Source organism: Pseudomonas sp. 8O, assembly GCF_902506495.1.
In the GTDB taxonomy this organism is placed as follows: domain Bacteria; phylum Pseudomonadota; class Gammaproteobacteria; order Pseudomonadales; family Pseudomonadaceae; genus Aquipseudomonas; species Aquipseudomonas chaetocerotis.
Window position 1 is genome coordinate 1729015 of the sequence record NZ_LR733264.1, and the last position, 23395, is coordinate 1752409.

Below are 23395 nucleotides of genomic sequence, written 5' to 3' on the forward strand. Positions count from 1 at the left end.
AATCAGGGTGGGCGCGGGCGACAACGCGAGAAAAGTGGCACGTTTGTCGGCCAACATTCGGTTCGCCAGCATTTGCGCTAAGGTTGGGAGGCAGACGCATCACTCATCCACGCGGCGCCGCCACCGGCTCCCAGCTGGAACCTCGGTGTAGCGTCGACACCGAGAGCGGCGCCTTGATCCACGAGGTGGCCTCATGAGCGCGCTTACCTGCACCCACCGTGACCACACCATCCACGCCTGTGTCATGGAACACCCCGGCCTGCCGACACCCTGGGCTGGCGGTTGCCAGATTACCGATCCCAACGGCAACACCAGCAAACGCCAGACCTTGCCGGTGGATTACGCCTTCATGGATGACCTGAACAAGGCCCAGCACGCGTCCATCGCCCATGGCAAATGGCTGGTGGACCAGAAGCTGGATCATGGCCGCAGTTGGCATTGAGGCCAACTCAGACGTAGGGTGCGCCGTGCGCACCGATGGCCTGCACTGGCTACTTTGGCAACGTGCAGGGGCGGTGCGCGTGACGCGCCCTACGAGTCGTGACCCGGATGGAATCCGGGAGAGATCGAAAATTGTCCCCGGATTGCATCCGGGCTACGAACGGTCGCGCAACGGATCGAGCAACGGTTTGAGGCCGTTGTGGTCGATCTCCTGCATCAGCGCGAGCAGCTGACCCAGCTCGCCCTTGGGAAAACCCGTGCGGGCGAACCAGTTGAGGTAGTGGCCCGGCAGATCGGCGATCAGTCGATCTTTGTACTTGCCGTAAGGCATACGGCGGGTCACCAGGAGTTTCAGCGCTTCGGGGTTCATCGGTTACTCGAATGGCCGGAAAATGATCCGGCCATTGTGCCAGGCATCAGGCCCTGGACGAAAAGCACCTAGCCGCGAAGTGCTTCGCGAACGAAATCCAGGCGATCCTGACCGAAGAACATCTCGCCGCCGACAAAGCAGGTCGGCGCGCCAAATACGCCGCGCTTGACCGCCTCCTCGGTAGTCGCCTTGAGCGCGTCCTTCACTGCCGGTTCAGCGATCTGCACCTGCAGGACGGCCACGTCGAAACCAGCGGCAACCAGCACACCTGCCACCTTGGCCGGATCCCCCATGTTCACCCCGTCGACCCAGATTGCCCGGAACAGCGCCTGCAAGGCATCGTCGAAACGTTCCGACTGATGCATCTGCACCGCCACCAGCAGGCGCATCAGCGTCAGGGTATTGATCGGAAAATGCGGATTGAAGCGCATCGGCACGCCGTAACGCTCGGCAAAGCGCGCCAGGTCGCGAATCATGTAACGGCCCTTGGCCGGAATCATCGCCGGTGAGGCGTTGCCAGTGGCCTGGAACACGCCGCCGAGCAGCATCGGCCGATACACCAGCTCAGCGCCTGCGACGCGACACAGATCAGGCAGCTGGGTATAGGCCAGGTAGGACGCCGGGCTGCCCAGATCGAAGAAGAACTCCACCGTCTTGCTCATCAGTTTCACTCGCTCGTTATTGTGATTATGGGCTCAGCACAGATTACCAGCGCTCCATCCACGGCCGCAGATCCAGCTCGAAGGTCCAGGCGTCGCGCGGCTGTGCATGCAAAAACCAATAGCTGTCGGCAATGTGCTCGGGATCGAGAATGCCATCCTGATCCTTCTTGGCGTAGAGCTCGGGAAAGCTGTCGCGAATAAAGGCGGTATCGATGGCACCATCAACCACCACATGGGCTACATGGACATTCAACGGCCCCAGCTCACGCGCCATGCTCTGCGCCAGCGCCCGGATACCGTGCTTGGCCCCGGCGAAAGCGGCAAATCCGGCGGCGCCACGCAGACCCGCGGTCGCGCCGGTAAACAGGATGGTGCCACGGCCACGGGCGACCATTCGCCTGGCCACCGCCTGACTGGTGAGAAAGCCTGAGAAGCAGGCCATTTCCCAGATCTTGAAGTACTTGCGTGCAGTTTCATCGAGGATGCTGCAAGGCACGTTGGCGCCGATATTGAACACCATCACCTCGATCGGCCCGATGTCACGCTCGATGCTCTCGACCAGTTCAGCCACCTGCTCCTCGCGCCGTGCATCGGAAGCAAAACCGTGCGCCTCACCGCCTTCGCCGCGAATTTCCTCCAGCAGCGGTTGCAGCTTATCCAGGCTGCGCCGGGTGACGCAGGCGACATACCCCTCACGGGCAAAACGCCGGGCGATGGCGCCGCCGGTGGCATCACCAGCCCCAATGATCAACGCGACTTTCTTGTTCTCGTGCATGGCTTCCTCCATTAACTAACGGTCGTTAGCTGAACGAACGTTATGCTATGCTCTCGGACAGGTCAACCCAGCATAGAACGTTGTCACCCATGCGCTATTCCGCCGAACACAAGGCCGAAACCCGCGAGCGCCTGCTCGCCAGCAGTGGCGCCATTGCCAAAGAGCAAGGTTTTGCCGTGACCGGTGTCGATGCGTTGATGAACACCATTGGCCTGACTGGCGCGGCTTTCTACAGCCACTTCCCGAGCAAGGACGACTTGTTCGCCGAACTGATCGAACGTGAACTGCGCAACAGCCTGAGCCGGCTTGGCGGCGAACCGGGTGACGCCGGGCGTGACAAGCTGCAACGCTGCCTGACAGCCTATCTCAGCCTGGCGCATGTCGAGCAGCCGGACAAAGGCTGTGTACTACCGAGCCTGGGTGCGGAGATCGCCCGTGCCGATGAACGCGTCCGGCTGCGTACCGAGCAGCAGATCCTGCAGTTGCAGAGCACCTGGGCCGAGATCATCGGTGACCCGCAACTGGCCTGGACGATTCTCGCGCAATGCCTGGGCAGCCTGCTGCTGGCGCGCATGATGGCCAGCCAGGAATCGCGCCAGCAGGTGCTCGGCGCCAGCCTGGACATGCTCGAACACACATTGAAGCCTGTCAGCTGAGCGCGGATGCCGTTAACCTATGCGGGTTCTTTCTGCCAGGATTGATCCATGTCGCACACCCCTTCCCCGCTGGTTGGTGAAACCCCGCTGCACGCCGTCGAGGTGCGCATCCTCGGCTGCCTGATCGAAAAGCAGCTGACCACGCCGGAAACCTATCCGCTGACGCTCAATGCCGTGCAACTAGCCTGCAACCAGAAAACCAGTCGCGAACCCTTGATGAACCTGGAAACCGGTGAAGTCGGGCGCTACTTGCGCAGCCTGGAAGGTCGCAAGCTGGTGCACCTGGTGATGGGCAGCCGTGCCGACCGCTGGGAACAGCGTTGCGACAAGCAGCTGGAGTTGGTCAAACCACAGACTGTACTGCTCGGCCTGCTGCTGTTGCGCGGCCCGCAGACGCTCAATGAGCTGCTCACGCGCAGCAATCGCATGCACGATTTCGACGATGTCGCGGAGGTCCAGCATCAGCTGGAGCGTCTTATCGGTCGAGGTCTGGCGCTACTGCTGCCGCGCCAGAGTGGTCAGCGCGAGGATCGCTACATGCATCTGCTGGGCGAATCTGCAGATCTGGAAAGCCTGCTGGCCAGCCGCCCTGCTGTTCGCGGGGAGGCTGCGGCACCTAGTGAAGATAGACTGGTCGAACTCGATGCGCGCATCGCCGCCCTCGAAGAACGTCTGGCGCGCCTGGAAGGCGCGCAATAACCCAAGGAGCTCATGCATTGAATTTCAAAACTCGTATCTGCCTCATCCTAGGCGCCACCCTGCTCGCAGCCGGTTGCAGCAGCACCACTGAGAAGCCGGCACCCGCAGCCGCGCCGAACGGCCCTGCACCGGACAGCTGCACTTCGTCCGCTGTGGAGCATTTCAAAGGCCAGACCGCGACACCCGAACTGCTCGAACAGGCACGCCAGCAAGCTGGAGCGAGCACTGCTCGCATTCTCACGCCAAACAGCGTTGTGACCTTGGAATACAATGGTCAACGCCTTAACCTCAACGTTGACGATCAGCGAGTGATCACCCGCGTATCCTGCGGCTGATGTCACCGGTGGTGCGGGTTGCCCCGCATCACTGCCATCCCCTTTGCACAGGCCAATGCCATGACTTCCCAAGTGGAACCCTGCGCCGAGCTGATGCTGGACAACCAGCTGTGCTTCGCCCTCTATTCCACCTCGCTGATGATGACCAAGACCTACAAGCCCCTGCTGCAGGCGCTCGGTCTCACCTATCCGCAGTATCTGGCCATGCTGGTGCTGTGGGAAAACGAGGGCATCACCGTCAGTGAGATCAGCGCGCGCATGCTGACCGACCCCGGCTCGCTGACGCCTTTACTCAAGCGCCTGGAAAGCGAAGGCCTGCTGCAACGCCAGCGCAGCAGTCAGGACGAGCGCGTGGTGCAGCTGTACCTGACCGACAAAGGTCGCGCCCTGCACGAACAAGCCAAAGCATTGCCTGCCTGCATCCTCAAGGCTTCTGCGTTGAACATGGAACAGCTGGGCAAGCTGCGTGGCGACCTGATCGAACTGCGCAGCCACCTGCAAGACGCTCTCTGACCCCAGGCGATGCCAGCCATCGCCTGCTCTCGCTATCCCCCTGCTAGGCGAAACCCTGTTCACACCGTGCTCAACGGCCTCCATCGTCTATTCACACCTCGCTCACTGGCTCATCCTGAGCCTCGATTCGCTCTGAATCTGGCAAATCACCTACAAAATCTGCTGCAAAGCATGGCCACAACCCTTGCCGCGCCTACTTATTCCTGAAAAGCAAACACATATAACCAAATCTTCCATTTATTTATCTTGTGCACTAATGTTTTGCGCAATATAGTTCGCTCCATGGAAACGGTTAGCGCACAAAAGATTAGCAAGCCAATCCATCACCACCCCACCGACAAGGATCAATGCCATGACTATCGAAAACGTTCTGTACCGCGCGGCATCGAAGTGGAACTGCGCATCAGCCTGCCCGGCCTGACCCAAGAAGCCGCACAAACCCTGGTGGATCGCGCGCACATCGTCTGCCCGTACTCCAACGCCACCCGCGGCAACATCGACGTCACCTTGACCATCGTCTGACAGCTGGCAGCCAGCGCTCGCGGCCATCGCCCGAGCGCGGGCCCCAAGAGGAGAACCCCCATGAAAACCCGCACCCTGTTCGCCACCGCCCTGACTACTCTCGCGCTCAGCGCGTCGCTCACCAGCCTCGCCCACAGTGCCGAGGCCACGCCCTACCGCTATGGCCAGAACCTGGATATCGCCAAGGTGATTTCCATCGACGTGCCCAACAGCCCGCAGTGCGAAGTGGTCACGGCGACGATGACCTACCGAAACAGCGCGGGTGACGTGGAAGTTCTCAGCTACGAACAACTCTCCAGCGTTTGCACCAACCAAAACTGAAAACCAGCAGCCCAACTGATCGACAGGAGCTTGACCATGAACATTTCTCGCACTCTGACTGCCGGGCTGCTCGCCCTGGCCATCAACAGCAGCTTCGCTGCCGGCAGCCCCGGCGTGGAGCGCAACACCCAAGGCTTCCTCGATGCCCTGGCAGCCGGTGGCGGTCAGCCGCTGGAAACCCTCTCGCCGAAAGACGCCCGCGCCGTACTGGTAGGTGCTCAGGCCAGTGTCAAGGTGGACCTGTCCGGCATCGTCGTGGACACCAAGGTGATCCAGGTCAATGGCCAGTCGCTCACCCTAAAGGTGGTACGCCCTGAAGGTGCTCGCGGCATTCTGCCGGGCTTCATGTTCTTCCACGGCGGTGGCTGGGTACTGGGTGATTATCCGACCCACGAACGCCTGATCCGTGACTTGGTAGTAGGTTCTGGCGCAGCCGCGATTTACGTCGACTACACGCCGTCGCCGGAAGCCAAGTACCCGACCGCCATCAACCAGGCCTATGCCGCCACGAAGTGGGTCGCCGATAACGGCAGCCAGATCGGTGTCGACGGCTCGCGTCTGGCCGTGGCCGGCAATAGCGTCGGCGGCAACATGGCCGCCGTGGTCGCCATCAAGGCCAAGGAAGCCGGTACGCCGAAACTGCGCGCCCAGGTGCTGCTATGGCCGGTGACCGACGCCAACTTCAACAACGGCTCCTACAACCAGTTCGCCGAAGGCCACTTCCTGACCCGCGGCATGATGGAATGGTTCTGGGACAACTACACCACTGACCCGAAGCAGCGTAACGAGATCCATGCCTCGCCGCTGCGCGCCAGCCTGGAGCAGCTGCAAGGCCTGCCACCGGCTCTCGTGCAGACCGCCGAGATGGACGTGCTGCGCGATGAAGGCGAAGCCTACGCTCGCCGCCTGAACGCCGCCGGTGTGCCGGTGACTGCCGTACGCTACAACGGCATGATCCACGACTACGGCCTGCTCAATGTGGTGTCCGAAGTCCCGGCGGTACGCTCCGCCATGGATCAGGCAGCACAAACGTTGAAGAACAGCCTCAAGTAAGCGGCTGAAAAACGAAACCCCGCCACCTTCGCCGGTCGCGGGGTTTTGCTTTTGTAAAAGCGGCTGGGGGCATTGCGCTCTAGCCGCAAGTGTTTCCTGTCGCGGCTAAAGCCCCTCCCACGGTACAGCGGGCTTACACAGCGCTGCGCACCTGCTCCCAGGTCAGATCCAGGCACTTGCGTGCTTTCTCCACCAGTTCATCCACTTCCGCCAGGCTGATCACCAGTGGCGGCGCGATGATCATGGTGTCGCCCACGGCGCGCATGATCAGACCATTATTAAAGCAGTGGCCGCGGCAGATCATGCCTACCGCCTTGTCACCCGGATAACGTTTGCGCGTCGCCTTGTCCTGTACCAACTCGATGGCACCCAACATCCCGACACCGCGCACCTCGCCTACCAGCGGATGATCCGCCAGTTCACGTAGACGACGCTGCAAATACGGTGCCGTTTCTGCCTTCACCCGTTCGACGATGCCTTCGTCCTTGAGAATGCGCAGGTTCTCCAAGCCCACCGCTGCCGCCACCGGGTGGCCGGAATAAGTGAAACCGTGGTTGAAGTCGCCATGCGCTTCGATCACCTCGAACACCTTGTCGTTGACGATCAGCCCGCCCATCGGCACGTAGCCGCTGGTGAGGCCCTTGGCGATGGTCATCAGGTCAGGCTTGAGGTCGTAGTACTGGCTGCCGAACCACTCGCCAGTACGGCCGAAACCGCAGATCACTTCATCGGCGACAAACAGGATGTCGTACTTGCCGAGGATTTCCTTGATGCGCGGCCAGTAGGTCTCCGGCGGGATGATCACGCCGCCAGCGCCCTGGATCGGCTCGGCGATAAAGGCCGCCACATTGTCCACACCCAGTTCGAGAATCTTCTTCTCCAACTGGTCAGCGGCCCAGATGCCAAATGCTTCCGGCGATTGCTCGCCACCCTCGCCGAACCAGTATGGCTGCGGGATATGCGCGATGCCCGGGATCGGCAAGTCGCCCTGCTCGTGCATGAATTTCATACCGCCGAGGCTGGCACCGGCCACGGTGGAGCCGTGGTAGCCGTTGTCGCGGCCGATGATGATCTTCTTGTTCGGCAGGCCCTTGCACGCCCAGTAGTGGCGCACCAGGCGCAGCATGGTGTCGTTACCCTCCGAGCCCGAACCGGTGAAGAACACGTGGTTCATGCCGGCCGGCGCCAGCTGGGAGATGGCATGGGCCAGCTCCAGCACCGGCGGGTGGGCAGTCTGGAAGAAGGTGTTGTAGAACGGCAATTGACGCATCTGCGCGCTGGCGGCTTCGACCAGTTCCTCGCGGCCATAGCCGACGGCCACGCACCACAGACCGGCCATGCCATCGAGGATCTTGTTGCCCTCGCTGTCCCACAGGTGCACACCCTTTGCTTCAGTGATGATGCGCGGNACCCTCCAACGTATCGTCCCCACCCATGCCATGGAGAATGTCATCCCCGTCGCTACCCAGCATGACTTCGGCCCCCGACGTGCCGGTCAGGGTTCCGCCGAACGTCGTCATGACCATGATTCCAGCCAGCACCGCAGTCGCCGCCGAAGTCAGCGACTCCAGGGTATTGCCGTTATCGGTGTAGCGGACCATCACCCGGATCTGCTGCCCGGCCTGGGCTACGGTCGGGGTAAAGCTCGACCCGGTAGCGCCGGCGATATTGACGAAGTTGCCGCCCGCGCCGGCCTGCCATTGGTAAGAGAACTGCACGCTGGCGAGCCCGTCGGCATCGGTAAAGGCATTGATTGCCGTCAACGGTTGCCCCAGTGTCGGCGTCATGCTGCTCAGCAGCACGCTGCCCACCGGCAGATCGTTCGGATCGCCACCTTGCGCGACCAAACTGGTCGGCGCCGAGAACACGGTTTCCAGCACGTCGTGCGCGTCCTTGTAGATCGCCTTGACGCGCAGGGCCAACCCCTCGAACTCAGGCGTCACGGTGAAGTTCGGGCCGGTGGCACGGGCAGCTTCGCCGCCGATGTTTTCCGTCACGATATCTTCGAAGGTGCCGTCGCCCTCGGGGTCCACTTGCCAGTAGTAGCTGATGGGGCCGGTGATGGCGCCATTCGGATTACCGACGCCGATGTTGTCGGCGTCGCGCACCAGCCCGGCCGATACGCTGAGCACCTGGCCGACGCTGGGCGAGCCATCGCTGATGCGCAGCGCACCTTCCACCTCGGCGTTGCGCCCTTCGACCAGCACCATGACCTGGTCGTTGAACTGGATGCGCTCGATATTGCGGATCATGTCCGCACCATCGGCACCGACCACATCGAGGAGGCCGTCACCATCGTTGTCCAAACCATCCAGGCCAACGTGGCGTACACCGAACAGGCCGTCGCCCCACTCGAGCACTTCATACTCGGACATCAACCCCGAGTAGACCGCCGTATCGAATGACTGCCCGAGGTCGTCCGGGTCGACCGTGCCTGACATCAGCTCGCGGACGATGACCAGTTGTCCCGGGTTGTAGGTGCCGTTGAGCATCAACGGGATCATCGGCACCATGCTGTTGAAGCTGGCGATCTCTGCGCCGGTACCATCGTTGTTCGCACGCACGCTGATGCGCACGTTGAGCCACATGTCACCGTCGATCAGGTCGTCACCGCCGTTACCGGCGATCAGGTCGCTGCCATTGCCGCCGAGGATGATATTGCCCGCGCCAAAGGAAGTGACCTCACCGAAGCTGGTCAATGGATCGGCCAGTTGGTTGATGAACGCCCGCAAGCCGTCGACCATGTCCATGTAGTCGTCGCTCAGCACGCTGCCGTAGGCGCCAGATAGCGCAATGGCCGTGGCGTCACGGTCGTCGCCGTTGAGGATGTCGGCATGCTGCGAACCCGACAGCCCTTCCATGAACTCGAAGCGCGCCAGCACCGACACATCGGACGGTGCCACCGGCGTTTCGTCGAAGGCGCGCAGACGGAAGTCCACGTTGACCCCGAACGGGTCGTCGCGGAAGCCCGCCCAGTCGAAGCCGGAGCCGCCAACGTAGCGGTCACCCTCGCCGCCGTTGCCGAACATGATGTCATCACCACCTTCGCCGTCCATGCGGTCGATGATGCCGAACTCACCGATGAACACGTCGTGGCCGATCACGTCGTCCAGGCCAAACTCGTTGAAGTTGTCGCCGCCGTTGCCGTCGGGGCCGCCCAGCTCCAGCCAGTCGTTGCCTTCGTTACCGAACTGCGCCTCGTTGCCGCGGGTGCCGAGGATGAAGTCGTCACCCGGCCCACCGAAGATCTCCGTGCCGTCCTCGCCGGAGATTACGAAGTCCTTGCCATGGCCGGCCATCACCAGGTCGAAGCCATTGCCCGTATGGATCACATCGTTGCCTTCGCCGGCACGGATCACATCATCGCCGCCCATGTCGGTGATGATGTCGTCGCCGGCCCCGCCCATGAGGAAGTCGTTGCCGAAGCCGCCCTCCAGTCGATCATTGCCAGCGTCGCCCCACAGGGTGTCGTCGCCGATACCGCCCACCAGGGTGTCATTGCCGTCCGTACCACCGAGCACCACATGCTCGCCGCCGTTGTACTGCAGGAAGTTCGGTCCGCGCATCACCTCTGGTAGCAGCGGGTTGTCGCTTTCTGGATCGGCACGGCCATCGTCGCCCAGGCCGGTGTACTGCTTGGTTTGGTCCACCTCGAGGATAAAGCCTGGCGTGGAGAAGATATCCCCCGGCAGGTGGGTGGCGTCGGTGTTGGCCATGACCATGCGCGAGAAGAAGTTGTTCTCCATCTCGGTGAGCATGTTCAGGCCAGCCAGCCGTTCCAGGTAGTAGAAGCGGTCGGCATCCTGCAGCGCCTCCATCTGCGTCTCGAAGACGAAGTTGAAGCTGGAGCCGAGCATGCCGCCGAAGGGCATGATCTTCTCGGCCAGGCCGCCGATCCAGAAGTCGATCGCGTTGACCCCAGTGGTTGCCGCCGGGCCATTGAGGAAGGCCATGCGGTCGACGCCTTCGGCGTCCGCGTCGAACAAGCGACCCTCTGGCGTACCGTCATCGATCAGTGCCGTGCCGCCAAATACCAGGGCGAAGGCCACCGCCCGTTTCTCGGCCAGAGTATCGACATCGAGTGCCTGCAGAGCGGCATGCGTACCGTAGGAAGCGATGAAGTTGACCAGCGAGGTCTGGTGCTTGAGGTTCATGGCGAAATCGATCCAGCTGGTATACGGGTTCAGCTGGCTATCGCCGGTCATTTCATAGAATTCCTGGCGCGCCGCATTGAGCGACGGCACCCCAGTCTCGCGACCGCGTGCCAGATTGATCGCCGCCAGGTCCAGCGGCAGGCCGAGCAGGTTGTTGCGCAGGGCCTCGGTGACGAACTCGTCGATCTCGTTGCCCAACTGCCGGGTCATGCCGCGCGCCAGGGCGCCGGCGGCCTCTTCCGCCGAGACGCTGATGTATTGCTCATTACCCGGCCCTACCGGCTGCAGCGGATCGAAGTCCGGATTGTTCAGTTGGTTGAACATCAGTGGATTGAGGAATGCTTCGATCAGCCCCAGCTCGCTGGAGACGAAGTTCGGATCGAGGCGATCCACCGTCTCGGTCAGCATCGAGTGGCCGAAGCGGTACACCACGTGGGCGAACTCGGCCATGATTGCCGGATTCAACGTGCTGTCGTACACCTGGGTGGCGTTGAAGAACACGTCCACCTGCGGCTGCACCTTGCGCGCGAACTCCTCGAACACCAGGTGCTGATACTGCATCTCGGTGGCGAAACGCGCGGCCTGGAACAGTCGCTCGCCATTCCACACCAACCCATCCGGGCTGTCCGGCAGGCTATCGACCGGTTCCAGCAACCACTGGTTGATGAAGTCGATATCGTTGGAGGCCAGCACCACATCCTTGGTATGCGTCACCACGCGGTTATGCTCGGCGTGGAACACATGGTGGATGGCGGTCAGGCCGATATTCTCGTTGCCGCGGCCGTCGCCGGTGATGAAGTGGGCATCGAGCAGCTCGTCGTCGAAGAACAGATTGGACGACACAGGATTACCCAGATCATCGGTCAGGCCAACGATACCGTCAGCATCGGCGGTCTTCATCGCGCCAGTCTGACTGTTGATGGGGTTGGCGTTATGCGCAATATCGTCGAGGAAGGCGTGATTGGTGCGCACGACGTCAGAAGGTACTGCCACCCCGCCCGGCCCAGCGGAAACCAGACCGCCGCCGGTGACGAACTGCGGATAACCGTTGGGGCCGGGGATGAACTTGCCGTACTGGTCGGTAGCCAGCAGCGGCACGTTCACCACATCGGCATCGGTGAGCACGATGCCCAGCATGTCCAGCGCCTGGGCCTTGACCTCGGCCCAGGTCGGCAGGCCGCCATCGGCGCCGTTGAGCAGGCGCCCGGTGGCCACCGGGCCCTCGTCGGTCATGGCGTACTCGCGCAGGAACACCTGATGCGAGGCATGCGAGGTGTAGGTCTGGTTCTGGTCGACGAATGGCGTGGTCTGGTTGACATGCACATGCACATCGTCCGACGTGCCGAGTACACCGTCCGTACCCGCCAGCACCGCCTGGTTGGTGGCCCGGGTCAGCACCATGAAGTTGGTCGAGCCGCCCTCGACATAGAGCGGGTCGTCCGGCTGCAGCGGGATGAACACCGTACCGTTGCCGCCCTTGTTGACCAGGTCCAGGCCGTGATCGAAGAACTGGCCGAACAGGGTGAACCAGGAGTTGAAGCCGGCCGACAGCCCTTCGTCCGGCGCGCTGTTGGGGATAAACAGCGGCATACCTTCCGGAATTGGCTGGCCATTGAGATCCAGTAGCACACCGTTGACATCCAGAGTGCCCAGGCCGGCATCGACATAGGCCTGTACCGCTGCCGGATTGGTGATGGTCTGGTCAACGATCAGGTTGGAGATGGTCCGCGGATCGGCATCCACCACGTTCCAGGGCGCGGTGGGATCGTTCGGATTGGTCACATCGGCCGGATCGTAGGCATAGTTGCCGTTGCTGAACTCACCGCCCGGGATGCCCGGCCCATTGAAGTCGATGGTGTCGCCATCGGGGTCGTTGATGAAGTCCTGCGTGGTCGAGGTCGGGAACGGCTGATCTGCCGCACCGAAGTGCTCCTGCCCGGAGACGAGGTTGTTGAACGTACCATCCACCGTGCGCAGGCCCCAGGGCAGGCGCGAGTTGGGGATGATGTCCATCAGCTCCTCGCCGGCGGCATGGCGCTCGGCGATGATGATCTGGTCGAGGATGAACTGCAGGTCGGAGCGAATCATCCGCAGGCCATTGCCGGGGCTGACCACCTCACTTTCCACCGGCAGCGGAGCCGGCGGCAGCGGCAGCTCACCGCCCGCCACCGGATCGGTAGCCACCGAGGCCACCCGCTCCAGCACGCCGTTATCGTCCTGGTAAATGGCGATCACGCGAATCGCCAGACCGTCCAGGTTGGGGCTGACGCGATAGGAGACGCCATCCTGGGTGGACGGCCGCGCACCGCCTTCTTCGACGATATCCTGGAAGATGCCCGAGCCTGGATCCGCCTCGAACTGCCAGACATAGCTGACCGGCCGGCCATTGATCAGACCATTGCCATTGTCCTCGTCGCCGACGCCTGCGGCGGAAACCCGCAGCAGTTGGCCCATGGCCGGGGCATCGACGGGGTCGCCATTGACGTCGAGAATCTGCAGTGCGCCGGTGGGCGAGAAGTTGCCGCCCTGTTCGGTACCCGCCACTTCCTCGACGAACTGGCCGCCGACCAGCACCAAGGCGCTGTCGGCGAACTGGATGCGCTCGATATTGAGCAGGCGGTCGGCACCTTCGTCGCCAACGTTGTCGGTGACGATGGTCATGCCGGCCAGCGTGGTCACGGTGTAGTTCTCGCGCGGCCCGCCGTAAAGCGCGGTGTCGAAGCTATCGGCGCTATCGAGGATCTCGCGCTGGATCACCAGTTGCCCAGGGTTGTAAACGCCGTCGAGCATCAGCGTGATCATGTCTTTCATGCTGTTGAAGGACGCGACCTCGTCGCCCGTACCGTCGTTGTTCTCGCGCACGCTGATGCGCACGTTGAGCCAGCGATCACCGTCGATCAGGTCGTCGCCGCCGCGACCTTCCAGCACGTCGCTGCCGCCACCGCCGAGGATGATATTGCCGCTACCGAAGGAGGTCTGCGGCGCCCCGAAGAACTCGGTGAGCATCTGCTGCAGGTTGGTGATGCGGGCGATGCCCTCGGCAGTCAGCAGACTGCCCTGGGCACCGGCCTGAGCGATCAGCGCTGCGTCGGCGTTGTCGCCGCGCAGGATGTCGGCATGTGCCGAACCGGACAGGCCTTCCACCTCGGCGAAGCGGTCGAGGATACCGGCATTGGATGGCGCCACCGGCGGCTCGACGAAGTCATCGACGATCAGGTCGACCTTCACCCCGACCTGATCGTCCTTGTACACCGCCCAGTCGAAGCCGGAGTTGCCGTCGAAGTGGTCGGCGCCTTCGGAGCCGATCATGATGTCATCGCCGCCCTCGCCTATCACCTCGTCGAAACCGGGACCGCCGATAAATACGTCATGGCCGTTCACGGTATCGGTGGAGAACGGCTCGAGGTTGTCGCCGGGGGCGCCGTCCTGGGTGCCGATCTCGATCCAGTCGTCACCCTCGTTACCGGCGGTCTGCAGGTTGCCCTTGGCACCGAGGATGAAGTCGTTGCCAGTGCCGGCGAAGACCTCCGAAACGTCCTCACCGGTGATGATGAAGTCGTTGCCATGGCCGCCGAGGATCAGATTGAAACCATTACCGCCGTGGATCACATCGTTGCCGTCGCCACCCTTGAGCACATCGTCACCGCCTTTGTCGGTGATGATGTCGTCGCCCGCGCCACCTTCGATCACGTCGTTGCCGTCGCCACCTTCCAGGCGGTCATTGCCGCCATCGCCCCACAGGGTGTCGTCGCCGATACTGCCGATCATCACGTCGTCATCTGCGGTGCCGCCGAGCACCACGTGCTCGTCGCCGGTGTAACGCAGGTAGTTGGTGTCGACCTCCGGCGTCTCCGGGTTATCGCGGATAACCAGTGGGATCAGCGGGTTGTCGCCAACCGGATCAGCGCTACCGAGCCCGTCGTTGAACTGCGCTGACTGATTCACTTCGAGGATCAGCCCCGGCCTGGAGAAGATATCCGCCGGCAGGTGCACCGCATCGGTATGGCGCATCACCAGCTTGGCGAAGGAGTTGTCCTCCATCTCGGTGAGGAAGTTGAGGCCATCCAGGCGCGCCAGGTAGTAGAAGCGGTCACCGTTCTGCAGCGCCTCCATCTGCGTCTCGAAGACGAAGTTGAAGCTGGAGCCGAGCATGCCGCCGAAGGGCATGATCTGCTCGGCCAGGCCGCCGATCCAGAAGTCGATGTCATTGACCCCGGTGCTGGCCGCCGGCCCGTTGAGGAAGGCCATGCGCGCGTCATCGGAGATCGCGCCGCCACCGAGCACGATATCCATGGCCGCAGCGCGCTTGGCCGCCAGCGAGGTCACCCCGGTGATGCTGGCATGTGTGCCATAGGCGGCAATGAAGTTGATCAGCGACTCTGGATGTTTCAGGTGCAGGGCGAAGTCCAGCCAACTGGTGTAGGGACGCAGCTGGCTATCGCCAGTCATGGCGAAGAATTCGGCGCGCGCCTCGTTCAGTGACGGCACGCCAGTGTCGCGACCGCGGGCGATATTGATCGCCGCCAGGTCCAGCGGCAGGCCGAGCAGGTTGCTGCGCAGGGCGCCGGTGACGAACTCGTCGATCTCGTTGCCCAGTTGCCGGGTCAGGCCGCGGACGATGGCGCCAGCAGCCTCTTCGGGCGACAGCGTGCCGTTATCGTCGAAGGCCAGCGGGTTGAGGAAGGCCTCGATCAGCCCCATGCTACTGTCGTTCTGGAAGGTCGGATCGAAGCGATCGACCGTCTCGGTCAGCATCGAGTGCCCGAAGCGATACACGGTGTGAGCGAACTCGGCCATGATCGCCGGGTTGATGCTGGCATCGTAACCGTTGGGGATGAGGAACTCGTCCACCAATGGCTGCACCTTGCGCGCGAACTCCTCGAACACCAGGTGCTGGTACTGCATCTCGGTGCCGAACTTGGCGGCCTGGAACAACCGTTCGCCGTTCCATACCAGAGTCGATAGATCGGCCGGAATCGCGCCGACCGGCTGCAACAGCCACTGGTTGAGAAAGGCGATGTCGCCATCGGCGGCGGCCTGCAGGGCCACGTCCTTGGTGTGTTCGACCAGGCGATTGTGCTCGGCGTGGAACACATGGTGCACGGCGGTCAGGCCGATGTTCTCGTTGACCCGGCCGTCGCCAGCCATGAAGTGGGCGTCGAGCAGTTCGTCGTCATAGGTGCCAGCCAGGCCATCGTTGACCCCGGCCACATCATCGCCATCGGCCACCAGCGGCGCGCCGGTCTGGCTGTTGAACGGGTTGGCCGAGTGGGCGATATCGTCGAGGAAACCATGACCGGTGCTCAGCGCCAGGGAGGCGTCCACGGGCGCAGCCAGGCTGGCCTCGACCAGGCCGCCGGCGGTGACCAGTTGCGGCATGCCGTTAGCGCCCGGGATGAAGTTGCCGTACTGGTCGGTGGCCAACAACGGCACCCGGCCGACATCTTGATCGTCCAGTTCGATGCCCAGCACGTCACGAGCCTGGGCCTTGAGCACGCCCCAGGTGGCCATACCGCCAAGCTCCACGTCGTCCTCGGTGCCGAAAATACCGTCGCCGCCCAGATCGCGGTTGGTCAGCAGTTTGCCGGTGACCATGGGTTGGCCGTCGACCAGCACATAGGCCCGCAGGAACACCTGGTGCGAGGCGTGCGAGCTGTAGGTCTGGTTCTGGTCGACGAACGGCGTGGTCTGGTTGACGTGCACACGGTTACCGTCCGCGTCCACCTCGACGCTGGCACGGGTAACCACCATGAAGTTGGTCTGCGGTGTGGCCGGGTTGTACAGTGGGTCGTCCGGCTGCAGCGCAATGAAGACGAAGCCGTTACTGCCCTTGTTGACGAGGTCCAGGCCATGGTCGAAAAACTGGCCGAAGAAGGTGAACCAGGTGTTGAAGCCGGCCGAAAGCCCTTCGTCCGGCGCAGTGTTGGGGATAAATAACGATTGGCCGGCAGGGATCGCCACTCCGTCGAGATCCAGTACGGTACCAACGGGATAGGGGTTGCCATCCGGGTCCAACTGGCTACCGTCAGCCAGCATGCCCATCCCGATATCAATGAAAGCCTGCACCGCCGCCGGATTGCTGATGGTCTGGTCGACGATCAGGTTGGAGATGATCCGCGGGTCGGCATCGGCCACATTGCCGGTGGCGCCGTAATCGGTATTGGTCACCTCTCCGCCCGGCGCACCGCCGTTCATATCGAAGGTGTCGCCGTCCTGGTCATTGCGGAACTGCTGGTCCAGCAACAGGAGGAACTCCTGGTCGGCGGCGCCCCAGAAGGTACGGCCCTCCACCAGGTTGTTGTAGCTGCCATCCACTGTACGCAGTCCCCAGGGCACCTGGGAATTGGGCAGCAATTCACTCAGGCTCTGCCCGGCAGCATGCGCCTCGGCAATGAAAATCTGCTGCAGGATGAACTCGAGATCGGACTTGATGAAATTGGCCATTTCCTTACACCTCGGATACCCAGCGGCTGAATGCGCGAAGTCGAAGGAATCCCTGGCACAGAAGCAGCCCACCCAGTCCGTTGCGCATCGCGCAATCGTCAGAGCGTTCCCGGGATAGAGGCCAAACGCTGCCACACCGACATGCTGGGCTGATCGGCGTGAAATCAGTGCTTGGTATGTCCCTATGCTCACGCTGGCACGAAACCTAGCGTCAGAAATCAGGCAGTGTGAGACCCGTGCAATTGCGGGTCGGCGAAATGCCCTGGCAAAGACGCCTCAGGCGTCCGGTAAAACGTGATTCCGATGGTGATCACCCCCTTGCAGGAGCTCGCCAAGGAGAGCCGTGTCGACTTCTTGGCTTGGATCACACGACTAGACTTAAGTCCTAGCCAATAGGATTGTCAAGATACCGTCAGTCGCCTCATCAATCACGACACATCTGTATAAGCATTTATTGAATAAAGATTTTTTTGATGAAACAAAACGAAGCATCAAAAAAATAAGGCACTCAAATCCCTTGCACATCGACGAAAATTCCATCTATACCTACATGGCGACACCATAGAAGACAAAAAAATGTCTCTAACTAGACGGTCCTGCGCATCAATCGTCGAAATGCCGTCACCCCAAGCAGGACACCCAGCGAACATGCAGTGCCGGAGGGTCCCATGGACGTCCCGCAGTCCCCGCGTTCCGAGCTGGCCGAGGTGCTGTTTCGCCTGCGCCGTACCTTCTACGCACTGGCCGCCTTCAGCGGGGTGATCAACCTGCTGATGCTGACCCCGGCTGTTTATATGCTGCAGGTCTATGATCGCGCACTGGTCAGCAGCAACATCACCACCCTGCTGATGCTCACCGTGCTGGTGATCGGTCTGTATGTACTGATGGCGCTGTTGGAGGTGGTGCGCTCGAGCGTGCTGATCCGCGTCGGCAACCGTCTCGACATGATGCTCAACAAGCGCATCTTCGGCGCCGCCTTCGAGCGCAACCTGCGCCGCGCCGGCGGCAACCCCGCACAGGCGCTGCAGGATCTCTCGCAGGTTCGCCAGTTTCTCACCGGTAACGGCCTGTTCGCCTTCTTCGACGCCCCCTGGACCCCGATCTTCCTGTTGGTGATCTACCTGGTACACCCACTGCTCGGCCTGATTACCCTGATTGGCTCGTTACTGCTGGTGAGCCTGGCCTGGCTGACCGAAGTCAGCACCCGCAAGCCGCTGGCCGAGGCCAATCAGGCCTCGCTGGTATCCGGCAGTTTCGCCAACAACAACCTGCGCAATGCCGAAGTGATCGAAGCCATGGGCATGCTGCCGGCGATTCGTCAGCGCTGGTTCGGCAACCACCTGAAAATTCTCGAGCTGCAAACCCTGGCCTCAGACCGCGCGGCCTACATCGCCGGGGCCAGTCGTTTCGTGCGCGTCACCCTGCAGTCGCTGATCCTGGGCGCCGGCGCCTTGCTGGCAATCCAGGGCACGATCACCCCAGGCATGATGATCGCCTGCTCGATCCTCTCCGGTCGTGCCCTGGCGCCAGTGGAGCAGGTGATCTCGGCCTGGAAGCAGCTGCTCTCCAGCCGCGCTGCCTGGGCCCGGTTGTCCGGGCTGCTGACCGACTTTCCTGCACACAAGCCCTCCATGCCGCTACCCAAGCCGCTGGGCATGCTCCACGTGGAGAACGCTTTCGCCAGCGCACCGGGCTCGCCCACGCCGATCCTGCGCGGTGTCAGCTTCAATCTGGCGCCCGGCGAGGCCCTGGGCATCATCGGGCCCTCGGCATCGGGCAAATCCACCCTGGCACGCCTGCTGGTCGGTGTCTGGCAAGCGCAAGGCGGCAAGGTGCGCCTGGACGGCGCCGATATCTATCGATGGAACAAGGCCGAACTGGGTCCCTGGCTCGGCTACCTGCCGCAGGACGTCGAACTGTTCGAGGGCAGCGTCGCCGAGAACATCGCGCGCTTCGGCGCAATCGACAGCGAGGCAGTGATCCTGGCCGCCAGGCAGGCCGGCGTGCACGAGATGATCCTGCACCTGCCGCAAGGCTACGACACCCACCTGAGCGCCGACGGTGGCTCGTTGTCTGGTGGGCAGAAGCAGCGCATCGGTCTGGCCCGCGCACTCTATGGCGAGCCCTCGCTGATCGTCCTCGACGAGCCCAACGCCAGCCTCGACGACGTCGGCGAAGCGGCGCTGCTGCAAGCGCTGCTCGACCTCAAGCAACGCGGCAAGACCCTGGTGCTGATCTCCCACCGCCCCACCGTGCTGAGCATGGTGGACAAGGTTCTGGTACTGCGCGAAGGCGCTGTACAGATTTTCGGCAGCCGCGATGAGGTATTCGCCGCGTTGCGCCAGGCCAACGTGGTCCCCACCGGCAAAGGGGCGCCGACCCTGGCCTCGGTACGGGCCAAGGAGTGACATGTCATGTCCGATCTGCAGTTCGAAAGCAAGGGGCTGATACTGACGGATAGCCCCTGCACAGTTGACATGGACGACGGCAAACCCAGTCGCTGGGGCTTGTCGCTGGTGCTCGCCGGCTTCGGCGGATTCATTCTCTGGGCCATTCTCGCGCCACTGGATGCCGGAGTGGTGGCCAATGCCACGGTCAACGTCACCGACAACCGCAAGACCATCCAGCACCTGACCGGCGGCTCGGTCGGCGCCATCCTGGTGCGCGAGGGTGATCTGGTGCAACGCAACCAGCCGCTGATCGAACTGGACGCCACCCGCGCCATCGCCGAGCAGGGCATGGTCCGCGCGCAGTACATAGTGGTCAGCACAGTAAAAAGTCGCCTGCAGGCCGAGCGCGACGGCGCAGCACAGGTCGAGTTCGACCCTGAGTTGCTCAGCCGGTTCGCCGACGACCCACGCCTGCATGCCTCCGTCGCCCTGCAGCAGCGCCTGTTCACTACCCGCCGTACGGCATTGACCGGCGAAGCCGAGATTCTCCGCGAGAACATCCTCGGCGCCGAGGAACAGCTCAAGGGCCTGCGCCAGGTCCAGTACTCGCGCAGCGCGCAGATCAGGCTGCTCAACCAGGAGCTCGACGGCGTGCGCAGCCTCGCGGCGGAAGGCTATGTGACGCGCAACCGCATGCTCGAACTGGAACGCAACGCCGCCGAACTGAGCGCCTCGCTGGCGCAGAACATCGCCGACACAGGGCGTACGCGCAACCAGATCTCCGAACTCAAACTGCGCATCCTCCAGCTTGAACAGAATTACCAGCAGGAAGTGCAATCGCAGCTCAGCGATATGCAGAAAGAGGCCGCCGCCCTCGCCGACCGCCTGCGAGCGCTGGACTATGAAGTCACCAACACGGTGATCCGCTCGCCCATCGACGGCGTGGTGCTGGGGTTGTCCGCCTCCACCATAGGCGGGGTGATCCAGGCCGGCTCGCGGATCATGGACGTGGTGCCGGCCAATGAGCCGCTGCAGGTGGATGCCATGGTGCCGGTGCAGGCCATCGACAAGATGCAACCTGGACTGCCGGTAGACATCGCCTTCCCCGCATTCAACCACGCGCAGACGCCGAACATTCCTGGTCGCGTGCTGACGATTTCCGCCGATCGCCTTATCGACGAGACCAACAAGCAGCCCTACTACCTGGCCGAGATCGAGGTCACCGCAGAAGGCATGGACAAGCTGGGCAGCAATCGCATTCGCCCTGGCATGCCAGCCACCGTGACGATCAAGACCGGTGAACGCAACCTGATGAGCTACCTGATGAAGCCAATGCTTGACCGTATCGACGGGGCCTTCAAGGAGCAATGACATGCTCGTACGCCAGATCCTGTCAGGCCTCTGCTGCCTGGTAATCCTGCCCGCCCACTCGATGGACCTGTTACAGGCCTGGGAATTGCTGCAGCTGCAGGGCCCGACCTATCGTGCGGCCGTCCACGAACGTGCCGCTGGTCTTGAAAACCCCGCCATCGGCAGAGCCGGGCTGCTGCCGCAGGTCACGGCCAGGGCCAGCAAAAGCCAGGTCGACGGCACCCAGGAGCAACAGAATGTACTCGGCCAGCGCATCGAGAACGATCTGGACTACGACTCGGAAAACCTCAGCGTGCAATTGCGTCAGCCGCTGTACAACCGCCAGAAAATGGTCGAGTACCGCCAGGGCAAGCAACGCGCCAGCTATAGCGAAGCGGTGTTCGATGCCAAGACGCAGAGCGTTGCCGTACGTCTGGCCAGTCGCTACTTCGATGTGTTGCTGACACGCGAGACCATCGACCTTTCGCGCGCCAAGCTCAAGGCTTTCGAGCAGCAGGTAGCGGCTGCCAAGCGCCGCTTCGACCTGGGCGACGGCACCATCACCGACGTCGACCAGGCCACCGCCCGACGTGACCTGGCGCAGGCCGGTGTGATCGAAGCCGAAGACAATCTGGTGGTCGCCCTGCGCCTGCTGCAGGAGTTGCTCGGCAACAACCTGGATCAGCTCTCCACCCTGCACGCGGACTTTCCAACCCCGCCGCTGCAACCGGACAACCTGCAGGACTGGCTACAAAAGGCGCAATTGAACAATCCCTCGCTGCGCGCGCGACAACTCAATCACGGCCTCGCCGAAGAGGAGGTCAAACGCGCCAGCAGCGCCCACTGGCCCACGCTTGATCTGGTACTGGGCTATACCGACAGCGAGAGCGATTCGCTCTCCACCATCAACCAGACCAACCGCTACAGCTCCATCGGCCTGGAATTCACCATGCCGCTTTACTCCGGCGGCGGGGTCAGTGCACGGGTGCGCCAGGCCACCGCGAGCCGTGAACAGGCCGGGGAAGAAGTCAATGCCAGCCGCGAGGAGGTGTTCTCCGCCACAACCCGTGAGTTCCGTGGCGTGCAGAGCGGCCAGGCGCGCATTCGCGCCCTGCAGCAGGCCGTCATTTCCAGCGAGCGGGCGCAGGATTCGGCGCGCAAGGGGTTTCTCGCAGGCTCCAGTACCAATGTCGACATACTCAATGCCGAAGAACAGGTGTTCATCGCCCGTCGTGATCTGCTCGAAGCCAAACTTCGCTATCTGCTCGCACGCCTGCAACTGGCCGCAGCGGTCGGTCTGCTCGGCGAGGACGATATCCTCCAGGTCAATGCCTACCTGGGTCCGGAGTTGGCACTCGGTTACTGAGCGCCGTACTCACCAATCACCTGTTTTGCCCGGGTATTCAGCGCCAGTGGCGCTGCTGCGCACGCCTGGTCTGCCCTGCGCCGAACATCCAGCCGCACAGCACCACCAGCACCTCCGCCAGCCAGGCCAGCAGCAGCGCGCTGATCACGCCCCAGAGAATCGCATCCGGGGTGAACAGCACCTGATAACGGTATGCCTGCAGAGTTTCCTCGAACAGCTGATGATCCGCGCCGGTCGCCAGGTGCCAGGCCTGGGCGTACCAGGCCCCCTGCATAGTCTGCCATTCGCGTTCGAGCAAGGCTGAGCGCTGCACCAGGTGCGCCACGCTATTGGCATCGCTGCGCATCACCGGGTCGTCGCTGACGCGATAGTGTGCGACCAGCGCATCCATATCGCCCTTGAAGAAATTGCGCGCAGTTTCCTGGAAGCCTTTGAGACTCTGCTGCGACTCCAGGCGATGAGCCTCGACCCGCTTGGCATAGTCATCGACGAAGCCCGGTACCTGCACGCCGAGCAACAAGCCAAAAGCGAACAGCGTCAGACGCAGGTAACTTCTAAGCATGGGATCAGGCCTTGCCGTCAGTGATGCATTCGCCGCGGCGCCACAGGCGCCATTCACCCGGTTGGTACAGCGACCATTGTTCGTTGTCGGTCAAAGGTTCGGTGGCGATCACCGTCACCACGTCGTTGGGCGTGGTTTGCGACTGGAAATCCACCTTCAGGTCGGCGTCCTTGAGTTGCGCGGGGCCGAACGGCGCGCGGCGGGTGATATGCGCGAGCTTGGTCGAACAGAAGCTGAACAACCAGTCACCATCGCTGAGCAGGCAGTTGAACACGCCGAGCTTGCGGTAGCTGGCACAGGCCGCCACCAGCACCGGCAGGAGCATTTCCACCGATACCGGCTCGGGAAAGGCGCGACGCACGCGGTTGAGCAGATCGCAGAACGCCGCCTCGCTGTCGGTTTCGCCGACGGGTCGGTAGAAGGTGGTGGAGCCTTCCAGGCCAGCCAGTTGGCCGTTGTGCGCGAAACACCAGTTACGCCCCCACAACTCGCGGCTGAAGGGGTGAGTGTTGGCCAGGCTGACCTTGCCGACATTGGCCTGGCGGATATGGCCGATCACCACCTCGCTCTTGATCGGGTAGCGCTGCACCAGCTGCGCCACCTCGGACTCGCTGCTCGCCCGCGGGTCCTGAAACAGACGTAGGCCCCGTCCCTCGTAGAAGCCGATGCCCCAACCATCGCGGTGCGGCCCGGTGCGGCCGCCACGCTGCATCAGCCCGGTAAAGCTGAACACGATATCGGTGGGTACATTGGCGCTCATGCCGAGCAATTCGCACATCGAA

General features: G+C 62.6%; 16 protein-coding genes and 2 pseudogenes. 11 read left to right on the forward strand and 7 right to left on the reverse strand.

The annotated features are described in order from the left end of the window. Positions 1-193: 193 nt before the first annotated feature. Positions 194-442 carry a hypothetical protein gene (locus GV002_RS10710; protein ID WP_160018286.1) on the forward strand — a complete coding sequence of 83 codons (249 nt, stop codon included), beginning with the start codon at positions 194-196 and terminating at the stop codon, positions 440-442. Positions 443-595: 153 nt separating this feature from the next. On the opposite strand, the gene GV002_RS10715 is transcribed toward GV002_RS10710, so the two are convergent. The 3 genes from GV002_RS10715 to GV002_RS10725 form a co-directional block, all read right to left on the reverse strand. Further along, positions 596-811, reverse strand: a complete 216-nt coding sequence (locus tag GV002_RS10715) for a DUF3820 family protein (protein ID WP_003243834.1) — start codon at positions 809-811, stop codon at positions 596-598. Between the two features lie 68 nt (positions 812-879). Next, entirely contained in the window at positions 880-1473 is a 594-nt protein-coding gene (locus tag GV002_RS10720) for a 2-hydroxychromene-2-carboxylate isomerase (RefSeq protein ID WP_160018287.1), read from the reverse strand. A gap of 43 nt (positions 1474-1516) precedes the next feature. Next, positions 1517-2248 carry an SDR family oxidoreductase gene (locus GV002_RS10725; RefSeq protein ID WP_160018288.1) on the reverse strand — a complete coding sequence of 244 codons (732 nt, stop codon included), beginning with the start codon at positions 2246-2248 and terminating at the stop codon, positions 1517-1519. Between the two features lie 89 nt (positions 2249-2337). Here GV002_RS10725 and GV002_RS10730 point away from each other — a divergent pair, with 89 nt between their 5' ends. From GV002_RS10730 to GV002_RS10760, 7 genes and pseudogenes are all read left to right on the forward strand, one after another. Beyond that, a complete protein-coding gene (locus tag GV002_RS10730) occupies positions 2338-2904 on the forward strand; it encodes a TetR/AcrR family transcriptional regulator (protein WP_160018289.1) in 567 nt (188 codons plus the stop codon). A 48-nt stretch (positions 2905-2952) separates the two neighbouring features. Then, entirely contained in the window at positions 2953-3603 is a 651-nt protein-coding gene (locus GV002_RS10735) for a YceH family protein (RefSeq protein ID WP_160018290.1), read from the forward strand. Between the two features lie 17 nt (positions 3604-3620). Then, positions 3621-3938 carry an I78 family peptidase inhibitor gene (locus GV002_RS10740; protein ID WP_160018291.1) on the forward strand — a complete coding sequence of 106 codons (318 nt, stop codon included), beginning with the start codon at positions 3621-3623 and terminating at the stop codon, positions 3936-3938. A gap of 60 nt (positions 3939-3998) precedes the next feature. Beyond that, a complete protein-coding gene (locus GV002_RS10745; protein WP_160018292.1) occupies positions 3999-4451 on the forward strand; it encodes a MarR family winged helix-turn-helix transcriptional regulator in 453 nt (150 codons plus the stop codon). Between the two features lie 381 nt (positions 4452-4832). Further along, positions 4833-4973: pseudogene (locus GV002_RS10750) on the forward strand (organic hydroperoxide resistance protein); the annotation flags it as partial. A gap of 60 nt (positions 4974-5033) precedes the next feature. Beyond that, positions 5034-5294 (forward strand): DUF2790 domain-containing protein, encoded by a 261-nt coding sequence (locus tag GV002_RS10755; RefSeq protein ID WP_160018293.1) that lies wholly within the window; start codon positions 5034-5036, stop codon positions 5292-5294. Positions 5295-5330: 36 nt separating this feature from the next. Next, positions 5331-6347, forward strand: coding sequence for an alpha/beta hydrolase (locus GV002_RS10760; RefSeq protein ID WP_160018294.1), 1017 nt, complete (start codon positions 5331-5333; stop codon positions 6345-6347). Positions 6348-6480: 133 nt separating this feature from the next. On the opposite strand, the gene GV002_RS10765 is transcribed toward GV002_RS10760, so the two are convergent. Both GV002_RS10765 and GV002_RS10770 read right to left on the reverse strand, forming a co-directional pair. Then, the coding region (locus GV002_RS10765) for an aspartate aminotransferase family protein (protein ID WP_160018924.1) at positions 6481-7755 on the reverse strand (1275 nt) is incomplete at its 5' end. Position 7756: 1 nt separating this feature from the next. Then, positions 7757-16945: pseudogene (locus GV002_RS10770) on the reverse strand (peroxidase family protein); the annotation flags it as partial. Positions 16946-17613: 668 nt separating this feature from the next. Here GV002_RS10770 and GV002_RS10775 point away from each other — a divergent pair. From GV002_RS10775 to GV002_RS10785, 3 genes are read left to right on the forward strand one after another with little or no spacing between them, the layout of a single operon-like run. Then, complete coding sequence (locus tag GV002_RS10775) at positions 17614-19353, forward strand: type I secretion system permease/ATPase (protein ID WP_160018295.1); 1740 nt, start codon at positions 17614-17616, stop codon at positions 19351-19353. A 6-nt stretch (positions 19354-19359) separates the two neighbouring features. Continuing rightward, positions 19360-20706, forward strand: coding sequence for an HlyD family type I secretion periplasmic adaptor subunit (locus tag GV002_RS10780; RefSeq protein ID WP_160018296.1), 1347 nt, complete (start codon positions 19360-19362; stop codon positions 20704-20706). Position 20707: 1 nt separating this feature from the next. Continuing rightward, on the forward strand, positions 20708-22051 hold the full coding sequence (locus tag GV002_RS10785; protein ID WP_160018298.1) for a TolC family outer membrane protein: 1344 nt from the start codon (positions 20708-20710) through the stop codon (positions 22049-22051). 37 nt (positions 22052-22088) lie between these two features. Here the strand turns inward: GV002_RS10785 and GV002_RS10790 are convergent, their stop codons facing one another. After that, a complete protein-coding gene (locus GV002_RS10790; protein ID WP_160018300.1) occupies positions 22089-22613 on the reverse strand; it encodes a DUF2937 family protein in 525 nt (174 codons plus the stop codon). A gap of 4 nt (positions 22614-22617) precedes the next feature. Next, on the reverse strand, positions 22618-23391 hold the full coding sequence (locus tag GV002_RS10795) for a class II glutamine amidotransferase (protein ID WP_160018302.1): 774 nt from the start codon (positions 23389-23391) through the stop codon (positions 22618-22620). Positions 23392-23395 lie beyond the last annotated feature (4 nt).

Excerpts from the sequence above, each read along its gene's own strand:
- GV002_RS10710 (WP_160018286.1), top strand. The coding sequence starts at position 194 with ATGAGCGCGCTTACCTGCACCCACCGTGACCACACCATCCACGCCTGT.
- GV002_RS10715 (WP_003243834.1), bottom strand. The coding sequence starts at position 811 with ATGAACCCCGAAGCGCTGAAACTCCTGGTGACCCGCCGTATGCCTTAC.
- GV002_RS10720 (WP_160018287.1), bottom strand. The coding sequence starts at position 1,473 with ATGAGCAAGACGGTGGAGTTCTTCTTCGATCTGGGCAGCCCGGCGTCC.
- GV002_RS10725 (WP_160018288.1), bottom strand. The coding sequence starts at position 2,248 with ATGCACGAGAACAAGAAAGTCGCGTTGATCATTGGGGCTGGTGATGCC.
- GV002_RS10730 (WP_160018289.1), top strand. The coding sequence starts at position 2,338 with ATGCGCTATTCCGCCGAACACAAGGCCGAAACCCGCGAGCGCCTGCTC.
- GV002_RS10735 (WP_160018290.1), top strand. The coding sequence starts at position 2,953 with ATGTCGCACACCCCTTCCCCGCTGGTTGGTGAAACCCCGCTGCACGCC.
- GV002_RS10745 (WP_160018292.1), top strand. The coding sequence starts at position 3,999 with ATGACTTCCCAAGTGGAACCCTGCGCCGAGCTGATGCTGGACAACCAG.
- GV002_RS10755 (WP_160018293.1), top strand. The coding sequence starts at position 5,034 with ATGAAAACCCGCACCCTGTTCGCCACCGCCCTGACTACTCTCGCGCTC.
- GV002_RS10760 (WP_160018294.1), top strand. The coding sequence starts at position 5,331 with ATGAACATTTCTCGCACTCTGACTGCCGGGCTGCTCGCCCTGGCCATC.
- GV002_RS10775 (WP_160018295.1), top strand. The coding sequence starts at position 17,614 with ATGGACGTCCCGCAGTCCCCGCGTTCCGAGCTGGCCGAGGTGCTGTTT.
- GV002_RS10780 (WP_160018296.1), top strand. The coding sequence starts at position 19,360 with ATGTCCGATCTGCAGTTCGAAAGCAAGGGGCTGATACTGACGGATAGC.
- GV002_RS10785 (WP_160018298.1), top strand. The coding sequence starts at position 20,708 with ATGCTCGTACGCCAGATCCTGTCAGGCCTCTGCTGCCTGGTAATCCTG.
- GV002_RS10790 (WP_160018300.1), bottom strand. The coding sequence starts at position 22,613 with ATGCTTAGAAGTTACCTGCGTCTGACGCTGTTCGCTTTTGGCTTGTTG.
- GV002_RS10795 (WP_160018302.1), bottom strand. The coding sequence starts at position 23,391 with ATGTGCGAATTGCTCGGCATGAGCGCCAATGTACCCACCGATATCGTG.